We start from the raw sequence: 12889 nt of genomic DNA, 5'->3' as shown, positions 1-12889 counted from the left end.
AGCTAAAGTTCTTTCACTCCTTGCTGAACGCTTCTTATTACAAGGACTCCCGTTACGCAATCAAATTCGATCGTTCTGCCGTAATTGCCGCCCGTATCCTCGGCCTTCAGAGGAATCGCATAGCGTTTCAGCATCTCTTTGCACGATTCGACGTTGCGGGGTCCGATTCGCATCGTATCGGAGCTGCCGCCGAAGGCGAACATTTGCGCGCCTCCCGCCATTTTTGCTTCCATCCGGCCTATGACCGCGCCTAGCTCTTCCATCTTGCGGATCATATCGGGAAGGGCCGTATCCGCATATTTGGCGATATTCAGCTTCCCTTCCCGAGCGATCTCCGAAGTCGGCAGCATGACATGCGCCATTCCCGCCACTTTGGCTCTGGCATCATAGAGTGTAAGTCCAACGCAAGATCCCAATCCCGTCGTCTTGAGCACACCGGTCAAGTGAGTTACATTCAAATCGGCCATGCCCACTTTGATGTAGTTGTCCTGGATCATAGCGTATCGACTCCCAGGGCTTTAAAAATTTTGTCGAACGATTCCGGGTCGGGAATAAGGAAGAAATGGCCTTTCACCTCTTCGCTGCCGTCGAGAAATTTCGTATCGATCAGCAACGCGTGATCTCCCATTTGACCGAATTGGATAAGACCGAAGCTTAAAATCGCTCCGGCCATATCAATAGCCAAAGCCGGTACGGTCGGCGTCATCGACAGCTGCGTAAAGTCGGCGAGCGAAGACAAATACGATCCCGCCAAAATGTTGCCGATTTCGCTCAGAGCAGAAAGTTCCATATCTGTATAATTTTCGTCATGAGTCGCCACAATTCCTACCAGACTGCGCAGCAATTTTTTGGCCGACTCCAAAGTCATAATAAAGAACAGATTGCCCGGAGTCTCTCCCTCGACCCGAAGGAAGATGGCGATGACGACTTCCTCGGCACCGCCCACGCTGTCGGCAATTTCTTCAAATGCGACGATTCTGACTTTGGGAACGAGCATATCGACCGGTTTGTCGAGCAGCTTCGACAATGCGGTGGCTGCATGCCCCGCTCCTATATTTCCGACTTCCTTCAACACATCCATTTGAAATTCGGCCAACCGATTGAATAATTCCACTTAGGTTACTCCTCTAGGTTTTCTAATTGGATGATTTCATTCTTATTTAAGACTTCTTCCAAATTAAGCAGGATGAGCAGCCTGGTATCGTTCACCTTGGCGATGCCGCGCAGGTATTTGGCCTTGATGCCTCCTACGATTTCCGGCGGATCGTCGATGTTATCGGTATCTACGTCGATTACGTCGTTAGCCGAATCGACGATCAAGCCGACCTCGATATCTTTGACGGATACGATAATTATGCGGGTACTGTCGGTATATTCGCTTTCTTGAAAGCCGAAACGGCCGCGCAGATCGATAACCGGCGTTACGACGCCGCGCAGATTGATGACGCCTTTAACAAAATCCGGCGTTTTCGGCACGCGCGTCATCGGCTGCATGCGCTCAATCGTGCGTACCTGCTCTACTTCGACCCCGTATTCTTCCTCAGCCAGTGCAAAAACGATGACTTTGATTTCCTCTCCCATATTCCGCGCCTCCCTTAAAATGATAAAACCGTATGTATAACGCAGTAACCCGCGTTATTTGATTAGAGCATTGGTATCGATAATCAGCGCCACTTGCCCGTCGCCCAATATGGTGGCTCCGGATATCGCGAACAAATTGGTCAAATATTTGCCGAGCGACTTCAAGACGATCTCCTGCTGGCCGATAAACTCGTCTACGACCAGAGCCGCGAGCTTCTCTCCTTTGCGGATCACAACGATCTGCGTATCTCCTGCCGCGCTCTCCCCGGTGTTCGGCACATCGAACAGTTTATCGAGCGGTACGAGCGGAATCATGCTGTTGCGATAATCGATCATCTTATTGCCGTGTACGACCCGGATTTGCTCCGGCTTGATCGCCGCCGTTTCCACGATGGAAGATAGCGGGATAGCGTATTTCTCGCTGCTCATCCGTACCAGCATCGCCGATATGATCGAGAGCGTAAGCGGCAGCTGAACGGAAAATTTCGAACCTCTGCCCCATTTGGACTCGACTTGGACGGTTCCGCCAAGACTTTCGATCTTCGTTTTGACGACGTCGAGTCCGACGCCCCGGCCGGAGATATCCGATATTTTATCCGCCGTACTGAAGCCGGAAGCGAACAGGAGCATATATACTTCCTCGTCGGTCATTCTGGCTGCCTGATCCTGCCCGACGACGCCGTTCTTCACGGCGATGCCGAGCACTTTCTCGCGATTAATGCCACGCCCGTCATCTTCGATCTCGATGAACACATGGTTGCCGCTATGATACGCTCGCAAGTTAATCGTTCCCGTCTCGGACTTGCCTGCGGCAATTCGGTCGGCCACCGGCTCGACCCCATGGTCGACGGAGTTTCTGAGCAGATGAACGAGCGGGTCGCCGATTTCGTCGATGACCGTGCGGTCCAGCTCCGTGTCCGCGCCGGTAATGATCAAATCGACCTTTTTATCGAGTGTTTTGGCCACATCCCTAATCATTCTCGGGAATCGGTTAAATACGGTATCGATCGGAACCATCCGCAGCTTCAGCACGATGTTTTGCAAATCGCTGCTGACGCGGGTCATATGCTCCACGGTTTCCGTCAAATCGCTGCGCTTCACTTCGCTCGCCAGCTGCTCCAGCCGTACTCTGTCGATCAACAGCTCGCTGAACAGGTTCATAAGCGTATCCAAACGTTCAATATCGACGCGAATCGTACGGTTGGCTACGGGAGCGCCGCCTCCGGCCGCCGGCTTTTTAGTCCCGGCCGACTGCGCAGGAGCGGAGCCCGAAGCCTTCGGCGCTTCCGCTGCAGGCGCCGCGGGAGCTTCGGCAACCGCCGCCGCCACCTCCGCCTGCGCCGCTTGTACGGGCGAATTCATCAGCTCGTCGAGCTTGGCTTGATCAAGCGGAGTAACCGTCGCCTTTTCAATCTCGGATACGCTCGACACCTGCTTCTCCAAGGTTTCCCTGTCCGCATGAGAGATGAAGAACACCGAGAAGCTGTCGTCGAAACGCTCTTGTTCGATATCTTCTACGGACGGAGCGGACTTGATCACTTCCCCGTGCTGCTCCAATACGTTGAATACCATATAAGCTCTGGCCGCTTTCAGAACGCAATCTTTGCGAATGGTGACCTCGATCAGACAAACGGACAGGCCCGCTTCAATCGACTGCTGAATAATCGAGAGCTGAAATTCATCCAGCAGCGGTTCCTGCTGCTTTTCCTGCTTGCTTGCTGCCGCCGTAGAAGCTCCGCCCTTCAAATAGTCGCCGCTGACGATCGATTTCAATGCGGCAACAATCTCCGAAACGTCCAGCTTGCCTGTGCCGCCTTGGATAATGTCTTCCACCATCGCTTCCAGCGCGTCGAGGCTTTTGAAAATCCAGTCAAAAATGAACGAGTCCATCTTCAGCTTATGATTGCGCACCAGATCGAGCACATTTTCCATTTCGTGGGTCAAGGAAGCCAGATCTTCAAACCCCATCGTCGCCGACATCCCTTTAAGCGTATGGGCCGAACGGAAAATATTATGGACGATACTGACATCCTCCGGACTTGCTTCCAAGCTGAGCAAATTGTCGTTCATCGCCTGCAGATGTTCCTTGGATTCGTCAATAAACATCGATAAGTATTGATTCAATTCCATAACCACGCACCTCCGTCAATGTAATCCAACCCTATATGTACACCCATGTACCTTTGAGCTTAAGTGACTACCGCTCGGGTTAACTGATGGGCAATTTCCTGTTGCGGCAGTATATGCGTAACGCACTGCAGCTCGACGGCAGCGCGCGGCATTCCGTAAACGATGCAGGTTTCTTCCGACTCGGCAATGGTGGTTACGGCTCCCGCTTTTTTTAGTGCAAGCATTCCTCTGGCCCCGTCCGCTCCCATACCGGTCATCAGAACGATATGCCGCTTGAGCTCCTTCAAAGGCAGCAGCGATTCAAACAGCACGTCCACGGAAGGACGGTGCCCGTTTCGCGGGTCTTCCTTGCTTAAGTAAATCCGGTACGCCCCGGGGCCGCTCCGAGCAATCATCATATGGTAGCCGCCCGGAGCCACGTAAGCCGAACCGTTCTGCAAAATCATTCCGTCCTCCGCTTCCATAACATGCAGCTCGGATACGGAATCGAGCCGCTGCGCGAGCGACTTGGTAAAATTCGGAGGCATATGCTGAACGATAACGACCGGCGCCGGAAAATGAGCGGGTATGGCCGAGATCACCTGATGCAGCGCCCGCGGCCCTCCCGTTGAAGTCCCGATCGCCACAAGCTGCGTTACCTGAGCCGATGCCGATGATGCGGCCAAGGGTACGGTCGGAGCGGCAGGCACAACCTTTGGAGGCGCGGGCTTTTCCGTGAACGGCGGCTTCGGCTTCCACGGCGCGTTCTCCGTTGCCTTGGGCTTATTCAGCAGCCTTGTCCGCAGCGGATTGGCCGAAAATTTACTTACATTCGTTGTAACGGCCATATGAAGCTTCTCCAGCAGCGCCGTCTTGACCTTATGCAGATCGAGCGAAATCGAGCCCGAAGGTTTCCCTACGAAATCGACGGCTCCCCGCTCCAGAGCGACGATTGTTTCTCTGGCCCCTTCCTGCGTCAGGCTGCTCAGCATGATGACAGGAGTGGGATGCTCCGTCATAATGGCTTTGAGGGCGTCAAGCCCGTTCATTTCAGGCATTTCGATATCCATCGTGACCGCATTCGGCTTCAGCTTTTTGACCATCTCTACAGCTTCCCTGCCGTTTTTGGCCGTTGCCACCACCCGGAATTGAGGATCCTCCGCGATCAGATCGGAGATGATTTTTCTCATAAAAATGGAATCATCGACAACGAGCACGTCATAGGTTCTCATCTTTTCATTCCTCCAGGTTGTCTGATTTGTTGGTAAAGAGGATGCTAATATCGGAGATATTTGAGCATTTTGGACATGAAGCCTTTGACAGCGCCCCCATGCTGCTCGCCGGGAGATTGTTTGGCTATAAAATCATCCACCAGCCTGCCCAGCGATTGGGAAGCGGAACAGTTCGGATATTCCACCATAAACGGAATTTGTTTTTTGACCGCCTTGGATACATGAGCGTCATCCTGAACATATCCGAGCGTCGGAATGTCCAACTGAAGAAACTGTCTCGCTACCATGCTAATCTTCTCCGCCGTCTGCTTCCCTTCCTTCCAATCGACCACCCGGTTGACGACCAGCCTGAACTGTACCGGTTCATTCATCGAATTAACCATCTTGATAATGGCGTAAGCATCCGTGATGGAAGTAGGCTCCGGTGTGGTAACGACGATCGTTTCCTCCGCAGCCAATATAAATTTCAAAGTTTCTTTGGACAATCCCGCTCCAGTGTCGAACAGGATAAAATCGACCGTTCCGTTCAGCTTCTGCACCTGCTCGGCAAAATCGTTAAGCTGGTCCTCCGTCAAGCGGAGCAGGTCGTGAAACCCCGAGCCTCCGGCTATAAATTGCAGATCGTTATAGCCTTTTTGAATAATTTCCCAGATCGTTTTTTCTTTTTTCAAAAGATGGTACAAATTATACTTGGCCGAAACCCCCATCAGCACATCGATGTTCGCAAGTCCGATATCGGCGTCGAACACGAGCACCTTATATCCCCTCTTCTGCAGCGCCAGCGCAAAATTCAGCGTAAAGTTCGACTTGCCGACCCCGCCTTTGCCGCTGGTTACCGTCATAATTCGCGTTGCCCTCTCCTGCTGCGGCTGCGGCTGCTGCCGGCCTTGTTGCCGGCTTTGATGAAGAATAAGGTTTCGAAGCCCTTGCGCCTGATCACTCATTGCCGTCGTCCCCCAAAATCAGATCGACGATTTGCCGCTCCTCCCATGTGAAGATGTCGTCGGGAACGCTTTGCCCGTTCGTGACATAAGACAGCTGCAGCTGGAAATCATGCACAAGATTGATGACACCGCCGAACGAATCCGTTTCGTCCAGCTTGGTAAACAGCACTTTATCCAGCTTGAACTTGGAAAAATTATCGGTGATAGCCTTCATATCCTTGTATTTGGTCGTCATGCTGAGCACCAGATACGTTTCGCTCCGGCCGCCCGATTGAAGCAGGGAATTCAGCTCGGATACGTACATCTCGTTGCGAAAATTTCTGCCGGCCGTATCCATGAAAATGATGTCGCAATCTTTAAGCTGCTCGAATGCCTTCGGCAAATCCTGGGGAGAAAATACAACCTCCAGCGGCACATTGAGTATCGTCGCATAAGTTTTCAGCTGCTCGACGGCGGCGATACGGTACGTGTCGGAAGTAATGAAGCCGACTTTGCGCTGGTATTTGAGCACCTGCTCAGCGGCCAGCTTGGCGATCGTCGTCGTTTTGCCTACGCCGGTAGGGCCGACAAAATGCGCGATTTGCGTCCCGGGAGATAACGGCTTGCCGCCTTTATCCGGAAACAGCTCAAGCAACTGCCGCTTCACCGAGCGCCGGACGCCGAGCTCCGTGATTCCCGCTTCGTCTGCGGCCGCTTCCTCCGAAGCCGCCGCGACGATCCGCTGGACGAGCTCCGGATCGACTTCCTGCTGAAGCAGCCGCTGCTGTATTTGTTCCAAGGCCGGGTCGAGCTGAGCTTGACCGCTTCCTTGAACGGACAATTTATACATGTATTCCTTCATCTGCTTCATTTCCTGCAGCAGCAGATCATCCTGGCCCCGATTGCCTGAAGCCGCATCTGAAGCCGGTTCCTGGCTCCGGACCGCCGCAGCGGCTCTCGGTACGGGTGCGGGGGCCGGCTGTGCCGATGACGGAACTAGAACATCGGGCACCTCCGGAAACGACAGCACGGCAGCCTGATCGGCCGCCGCATGCCCCGGCTTCGCTGCCGGAACCGAAGGCACGGCCTTCACGGGCCTGGAATAAGCGGCGGCGGCATCCGGATATATCATCGCCGCCTTGGCCGCCGCCGGTTTGGCGCTAGCAAGCTTAGGCTCGCTGAATCCTCCCGCGGAAGAAGCGGCCCCCGCGTCCGTAGCCGCAATGACCTCGATCTTCTTCTTCGCGAACATACCGAGAAATCCGCCGGAACGAATTTCCTTCGTATTTAGAATAACGGCGTCTTTTCCAAGATCCGTTCGTATTTTTTGCAGAGCGTCCGGCATCGAATCAACGACATAGCGTTTTACTCTCATAAATTAACGACCCCCATGCTTTGGATTTCTACGTTGGGTTCGAGTTCGCTGTAGGATAGCACCGGAATATCCTGCATCGTCCGCTCCAGCAGCTGCCTTAAATACATCCGGATCGTCGGCGACGTGAGGACGATCGGCTGCTGGCCGGATTGAATCAGCTTCGTGACTTGATCGGTAATTCGCTGATAGATCATCTGCGTAGAATTCGGATCCATCGCCAAATAGCTGCCTTGATCGGATTGCTGCACCGATTCCGCAATCTTCTTCTCAAGAGACGGCCCGACCGTTATAACCTTGAGAGAATCGCTTCCCGATGCGAACTGCTGCGTAATTTGTCTGGACAACGCTTGTCTTACGTACTCCGTCAATATTTCCGGATCTTTCGTATAGGTTCCGTAATCCGCCAACGTCTCCAATATGGTCACCAGATCGCGAATCGATATTTTCTCGCGCAGCAGCTTGACGAGCACCTTCTGCACGTCGCCCGTAGACAATACGTTCGGGATCAGATCGTCGACAAGCGCCGGATAGCTTTCTTTGACATTCTCGATAAGCGCCTTCGTTTCTTGGCGGCCAAGCAGCTCGTGGGCATGCTTCTTGATAATTTCCGTAAGATGCGTGGCCACGACCGACGGAGGATCGACAACGGTGTAACCGGACAGTTCCGCGCGCTCCTTCATCGCTTCGTCGATCCACAGCGCCGGAAGGCCGAAGGCCGGCTCCAGCGTATCGATCCCCATAATCGAGTCGTCGTCGATGCCGGGACTCATCGCCAAATAGTGGTTAAGCAGAAGCTCGCCGCGTGCTACCGTATTCCCTTTGATTTTGATAACATATTCGTTCGGCTTCAATTGAATATTGTCGCGAATCCGGATGACCGGCACGACGAGCCCGAGCTCCAGGGCACACTGTCTGCGGATCAAGATGATCCTGTCCAGCAAGTCGCCTCCTTGCTGCGTATCCGCCAGCGGGATCAAGCCGTAGCCGAATTCGAACTCGATCGGATCGACCTGCAGCAAGCTGATGACGCTCTCCGGGCTGCGCACTTCCTCGATCTGCTGCTCTTCCACCAATTGTTCTTCCTGCTCCTGTTTCTTCGTCAAGTTTTGCTGCATCTTCATCGCCGCAAACGCGAGCAAGGCGGCGATCGGCAGCGTCGTAATCAAATGAATCGGCGTAAAAATGCCGAGCACGGTAATCGTACCGGCCACAATGTACAGCAGCTTCGGATAGGACAAAATTTGCGTAGTCAGATCATGCGCCAGGTTGCCTTCCGACGAAGCCCTCGTCACGATTAGGCCGGCTGCCGTCGAGATGAGCAGCGCGGGAATTTGGCTGACCAAACCGTCCCCGATCGTCAGAATCGAATACACTTTGCCCGCTTCGGAAAGATCCATCCCCTTCATCGTCATCCCGATGATCAAGCCGCCGAGGATGTTGATGATCAAAATGATGATGCCTGCGATCGCGTCTCCTTTGACGAACTTGCTGGCGCCGTCCATCGCCCCGTAGAAATCCGCCTCGCGGGAAATTTTTTCCCGCCGCTCCTTCGCCTGCTGCTCGTTGATCAGACCGGCATTCAAATCGGCGTCGATACTCATCTGTTTGCCTGGCATAGCATCGAGCGTAAAGCGTGCGGCTACCTCGGCAACGCGCTCAGAACCTTTGGTAATGACGATAAACTGGACCAATACCAGAATGATAAACACGACGAAACCGACAACAATGTTGCCTTGCGCAACAAAGGAACCAAAGGTTTTGACCACATTACCGGCTTCGGCGTTAGCGAGAATATTCCGGGTGGTCGATACGTTCAAGGCCAATCGAAATAAAGTGGTGATCAGCAATAATGAAGGAAAAATCGAAAATTGCAGCGCATCCTGCGTATTCATGCCTACCAGAATAATCAGCAGGGCAATCGAAATGTTAATGATCAGCAGGACATCCAGCAACCATATGGGCACAGGGACAACCATCATCAAGATAATGCCGATAATGCCTATTAATACGACCAGGTCTTTTATTCTCACCTGCAGATGTCCTCCTTTACGCAAATTAGTTGGCTCTTCCTTTTACTTTGTACACATATGCTAATACTTCGGCGACGGCCTGAAACAAATCGGCGGGGATGGCTTCGCCAATCTCCACCTGTGCGTACAGCGCGCGGGCCAAAGGCTTGTTTTCCATCGTAATGATCTTGTGCTCCTTGGCGACTTGTTTAATCTTTAAAGCGATATAATCCGTACCTTTGGCGATCACCGTAGGGGCCTGCATGTTTTTGGCGTCGTAGCGGAGCGCCACCGCAAAGTGCGTCGGGTTCGTTATAATAACGTCCGCTTTGGGAACATCCTGCATCATGCGCTGCATAGCCATCCTTCGCTGCCGCTCGCGGATTTTCCCTTTAATAAGAGGATCGCCCTCCGTTTTCTTGTATTCGTCTTTAAGGTCTTGCTTGGACATGCGGATGCTTTTCTCAAATTCGTATTTCTGATACATATAGTCGAGCAGCGCCAGAACGATCAGCACGAGCCCGATCTTCATTCCCAGCTTTAACGTAATGGATGAAGCGAACATGACGACATTCTCGATCGGCAGCCGGGCCAAGTCCATAAGTTGGCTCTTCTCCGCCCATAAAGTGGAGTAAACGACATAGCCGATGATCGACATTTTCAAAATCGATTTCAGGCAATCGACCAAAGCCCGCATCGCGAAAAGCTTCTTGGCCCCTTCGATCGGGTTGATCTTATTGAATTTCATCATTAACGGCTCGCCCGTAAACAGTACGCCGATCTGCACGTAGTTGCTGAACATCGCAATGACGACGGTGACGAGCAGCACAGGGGCGATAATAAGCAGGCTCTGCACGAATAACTGCTTGAACAATACGATGACGTTTTCGATTGTAATGTCCCACGTCAAATAGTCGTAAAAGATGGAACGGAATACATGTATCAGCTGATCCTTCATGTATCCGCCGAAAATCATAAAGGCTAAAAACGCAAAAAACAAAATGAAGGCGGCGGGCACTTCCATACTTTTCGCGACTTGCCCCTTTTGCCTGGATTCCTGCCGTTTTTTGGGGCTGGCCCGTTCCGTTTTTTCTTGAGAAAACAATTGCAAATCCAGCTTCAAACGAAAACTTGCCACAACCAGTCCCCCTGCTTAACCCATTAAACCGAATTATGTTTGAAACAAACCGATAAACTTTTGCATGGCATCCAGCATCGCGGTAAACATATCTTTGTAGACGAACTCATAGCCGGGAAACAACAGAATCAGCAGCATGAAGCCGACCAAAATTTTGAGCGGCATCCCGACGACGAAAATGTTGAACTGCGGGGCTACCCGGGCCAAAAAGCCGAGACCGACATCCGTCAGGAAAAAGGCGACGATCAGCGGCGCAGCCATTTGAAAGCTGAGCGTAAATACGCTGGAAAACGTCTTAACCAAAAACTCCGCAATTTGCCCGCTGTACATTTTGGCGAACAGCTCGTTCGACAACGGTATCCATTCGTAGCTTTCCATAATCGCTTTAAGCAGCAAATGATGCCCGTTGAAAGAAAGAAACAACAGCATCGCCAGCACATATTTCAAATTGCCGAGAATCGGGCTCTGCGCCCCCGTCATCGGATCGATCACGTTAGCGAGTCCGAAGCCCATCTGCATATCGATGAGCGCGCCGGCCACCTGGACGATGGTGAAAAACAAATACGCGACAAAACCGAGCAGCAAGCCTACCAGAATTTCGCGAAAAACCGATAGCAAATACAGCGAATCGAACGATATCGGCGATGACATGCCGAACAGCGGGAAGGCCATCAACGTAATGAAAAAGGAAAGCCCGATTTTAAACGACTGCGGCACATTTTTGGCCGAAAACACTGGCACTACGACAAAAAACGAGGTGATGCGACAAAAAAAGAGCATAAAGCCAGGTAAATATTGCGTTAGCCATTCCATCTACTCACAGCCTAGCCGATAAATTTATATAAGTTCGTGAACAGGTTGGAAGTAAAATCAACCAGTGTCGTCAAAATCCAAGGTCCGAAAAGCAGCAGAGCAAGCAATACCGCCACGATTTTCGGTACGAACGCCAGCGTCTGTTCCTGGATTTGCGTCGTCGCTTGAAATATGCTGATGACAAGCCCCACTACCAGCCCAATGACAAGCATAGGAGCGCTGGCCTTCAAGACCGTATAGACGGCCTCACCGGCCAATCTAATGACAAACTCGGCACTCATGAACCTTCTCCTCCTGCATGGCCTAAAATGTCGATCATGTGTTGTAGCTAAGCAGCAAGGACCTCACGACCAGATACCAGCCGTCCACCAAAATAAATAACAAGATTTTAAACGGCAGCGAGATCATTACCGGCGGCAGCATCATCATCCCCATGGCCATCAAGGTACTTGAGACGACCATATCGATAATGAGAAAAGGAATGAAGATCATGAATCCCATCTGAAACGCCGTCTTCATTTCGCTGATGGCGTAAGCCGGAACGAGCGCGGTCAGCGGCGTATCCTCCACTCCCGTAGGCGGGGCGGCCTTGGAATAATCCAGAAACAATTTCAAATCCTTTTGCCTCGTATATTGAAACATAAACTTCTTCACGGATACCGAAGCTTTATCAAGAGCGGCCGTTTGGCTCAGCTCCCCCTTCAAATAAGGCTGAAGCGCATTCTGGTTCACATCCCCTATGGTCGGGGCCATAATGAAGAAGGTCAGGAACAAAGCGAGTCCGACAAGCACCTGATTCGGCGGCATCTGCTGCGTCCCGAGCGAAGTGCGGACGAATCCGAGCACAATGATAATTCTCGTAAAGCTGGTCATCAGCACCAATATGGCAGGCGCGATACTGAGCACCGTAAGCAGCAGTATAATATTGATCGTATTGGAAGCCCCTGAAGTGCCGTCGGAGCTGCCAATATCAATATTAATGCCGGGAATCGGATCTGCCGCATAAGCTTGTGAAGTCCACAAAACGCTCATTGCGAACAACGTTGTAAGGGTAAGGGCAATGGCCTTAAATTTCATGGTTTATCATTCAACCGATCCTTGTTATTATCATCCGACAAGAGCTCGTCGACCCGCTTCTTGCGATCGGACAAATGCTGCATCTTGTGATGAAAGACTTCCTGAAAGGAAGCGGTAATATCCGCTTCTTCCGTTTGATCCCGTTTCTTGCCAAGCTTGCCGAGCCATCCGCTCAGCGTTTCAAAAGCCGGCGCGTTCATAGCGCTGCTGGTCAGCATCTCGGTAATATATGCCGCCTCTTCCTCATCCTCAATCTTCTCCAGCAGCTGCACGTTATCTCCTACGCCGACAATATAGAGAGATTTGCCGATTTCGACCACTTGAATCGATTTATTCGGTCCTAGAGGAACTCCGCCCAACGAACGCAGCGAACGCCCGAACAAAATTTTGTTTTTTTGCGAAACAAACTTAATAATTACAAAGAAGATTCCGATAATAACAATAAGAAAAAAAATAACTTTAAAAATCATCCATGCCGTACTTGAAGTATCCGCCCCCGGGTAAGCAAAATCCGGAGAGACGGCCGGCGTCTGGTCGGATGAAGCGCCGGGTTCCCCGTAGCAAATCATCGAGAAACCGGCAACTTGAAGCATCCCCATTATGATAAACGAAGCTAGTCTGGTTGCGAGTCT

Annotated in this window: 13 protein-coding genes; all 13 read right to left on the bottom strand. The window is 51.9% G+C overall.

All coding sequences use genetic code 11. The annotated features are described in order from the left end of the window. Nucleotides 1–2 precede the first annotated feature (2 nt). The gene (locus SK3146_RS33275; protein ID WP_249862825.1) at nucleotides 3–497 is read right to left on the bottom strand and encodes a chemotaxis protein CheD; all 495 of its coding nucleotides are present in this window, start codon (nucleotides 495–497) and stop codon (nucleotides 3–5) included. Next, entirely contained in the window at nucleotides 494–1114 is a 621-nt protein-coding gene (locus tag SK3146_RS33270; protein WP_249862824.1) for a chemotaxis protein CheC, read from the bottom strand. The genes SK3146_RS33275 and SK3146_RS33270 overlap by 4 nt, the downstream gene beginning before the upstream one ends. Nucleotides 1115–1119: 5 nt before the next feature. Beyond that, entirely contained in the window at nucleotides 1120–1581 is a 462-nt protein-coding gene (locus SK3146_RS33265) for a chemotaxis protein CheW (protein ID WP_249862823.1), read from the bottom strand. A 54-nt stretch (nucleotides 1582–1635) separates the two neighbouring features. Next, complete coding sequence (locus tag SK3146_RS33260) at nucleotides 1636–3711, bottom strand: chemotaxis protein CheA (RefSeq protein ID WP_249862822.1); 2076 nt, start codon at nucleotides 3709–3711, stop codon at nucleotides 1636–1638. A gap of 59 nt (nucleotides 3712–3770) precedes the next feature. Further along, the gene (locus tag SK3146_RS33255; protein WP_249862821.1) at nucleotides 3771–4922 is read right to left on the bottom strand and encodes a protein-glutamate methylesterase/protein-glutamine glutaminase; all 1152 of its coding nucleotides are present in this window, start codon (nucleotides 4920–4922) and stop codon (nucleotides 3771–3773) included. Between the two features lie 44 nt (nucleotides 4923–4966). Then, the gene (locus tag SK3146_RS33250) at nucleotides 4967–5866 is read right to left on the bottom strand and encodes a MinD/ParA family protein (RefSeq protein ID WP_249862820.1); all 900 of its coding nucleotides are present in this window, start codon (nucleotides 5864–5866) and stop codon (nucleotides 4967–4969) included. Then, the gene (gene flhF, locus SK3146_RS33245) at nucleotides 5859–7220 is read right to left on the bottom strand and encodes a flagellar biosynthesis GTPase FlhF (RefSeq protein ID WP_249862819.1); all 1362 of its coding nucleotides are present in this window, start codon (nucleotides 7218–7220) and stop codon (nucleotides 5859–5861) included. The genes SK3146_RS33250 and flhF overlap by 8 nt, the downstream gene beginning before the upstream one ends. Beyond that, a complete protein-coding gene (gene flhA, locus SK3146_RS33240) occupies nucleotides 7217–9199 on the bottom strand; it encodes a flagellar biosynthesis protein FlhA (RefSeq protein ID WP_434006923.1) in 1983 nt (660 codons plus the stop codon). Before flhA ends, flhF begins: the two co-directional genes overlap by 4 nt. Before the next feature lie 76 nt (nucleotides 9200–9275). Next, nucleotides 9276–10367, bottom strand: coding sequence for a flagellar biosynthesis protein FlhB (gene flhB, locus SK3146_RS33235; RefSeq protein WP_249862817.1), 1092 nt, complete (start codon nucleotides 10365–10367; stop codon nucleotides 9276–9278). Nucleotides 10368–10400: 33 nt separating this feature from the next. After that, nucleotides 10401–11180: a flagellar biosynthetic protein FliR gene (fliR, locus tag SK3146_RS33230; RefSeq protein WP_249862816.1), complete on the bottom strand. Its 780-nt coding sequence runs from the start codon at nucleotides 11178–11180 to the stop codon at nucleotides 10401–10403. 11 nt (nucleotides 11181–11191) lie between these two features. Next, nucleotides 11192–11461 (bottom strand): flagellar biosynthesis protein FliQ, encoded by a 270-nt coding sequence (gene fliQ / locus SK3146_RS33225; RefSeq protein WP_249862815.1) that lies wholly within the window; start codon nucleotides 11459–11461, stop codon nucleotides 11192–11194. Between the two features lie 34 nt (nucleotides 11462–11495). Continuing rightward, nucleotides 11496–12212, bottom strand: a complete 717-nt coding sequence (gene fliP, locus SK3146_RS33220; RefSeq protein ID WP_249862814.1) for a flagellar type III secretion system pore protein FliP — start codon at nucleotides 12210–12212, stop codon at nucleotides 11496–11498. A 41-nt stretch (nucleotides 12213–12253) separates the two neighbouring features. Further along, complete coding sequence (locus SK3146_RS33215) at nucleotides 12254–12856, bottom strand: flagellar biosynthetic protein FliO (protein ID WP_249862813.1); 603 nt, start codon at nucleotides 12854–12856, stop codon at nucleotides 12254–12256. Nucleotides 12857–12889: the final 33 nt, after the last annotated feature.

The sequence above is a fragment of the Paenibacillus konkukensis genome (assembly GCF_023523925.1).
In the GTDB taxonomy this organism is placed as follows: domain Bacteria; phylum Bacillota; class Bacilli; order Paenibacillales; family NBRC-103111; genus Paenibacillus_S; species Paenibacillus_S doosanensis.
This window is presented reverse-complemented; position numbering and strand designations above follow the sequence as displayed.

What these genes read in the sequence shown, in the direction of transcription:
- SK3146_RS33275 (WP_249862825.1), bottom strand. Translation starts at nt 497, where the DNA reads ATGATCCAGGACAACTACATCAAAGTGGGCATGGCCGATTTGAATGTA.
- SK3146_RS33265 (WP_249862823.1), bottom strand. Translation starts at nt 1,581, where the DNA reads ATGGGAGAGGAAATCAAAGTCATCGTTTTTGCACTGGCTGAGGAAGAA.
- SK3146_RS33260 (WP_249862822.1), bottom strand. Translation starts at nt 3,711, where the DNA reads ATGGAATTGAATCAATACTTATCGATGTTTATTGACGAATCCAAGGAA.
- SK3146_RS33255 (WP_249862821.1), bottom strand. Translation starts at nt 4,922, where the DNA reads ATGAGAACCTATGACGTGCTCGTTGTCGATGATTCCATTTTTATGAGA.
- SK3146_RS33250 (WP_249862820.1), bottom strand. Translation starts at nt 5,866, where the DNA reads ATGAGTGATCAGGCGCAAGGGCTTCGAAACCTTATTCTTCATCAAAGC.
- flhF (WP_249862819.1), bottom strand. Translation starts at nt 7,220, where the DNA reads ATGAGAGTAAAACGCTATGTCGTTGATTCGATGCCGGACGCTCTGCAA.
- flhA (WP_434006923.1), bottom strand. Translation starts at nt 9,199, where the DNA reads ATGATGGTTGTCCCTGTGCCCATATGGTTGCTGGATGTCCTGCTGATC.
- fliR (WP_249862816.1), bottom strand. Translation starts at nt 11,180, where the DNA reads ATGGAATGGCTAACGCAATATTTACCTGGCTTTATGCTCTTTTTTTGT.
- fliQ (WP_249862815.1), bottom strand. Translation starts at nt 11,461, where the DNA reads ATGAGTGCCGAGTTTGTCATTAGATTGGCCGGTGAGGCCGTCTATACG.
- fliP (WP_249862814.1), bottom strand. Translation starts at nt 12,212, where the DNA reads ATGAGCGTTTTGTGGACTTCACAAGCTTATGCGGCAGATCCGATTCCC.
- SK3146_RS33215 (WP_249862813.1), bottom strand. Translation starts at nt 12,856, where the DNA reads ATGGGGATGCTTCAAGTTGCCGGTTTCTCGATGATTTGCTACGGGGAA.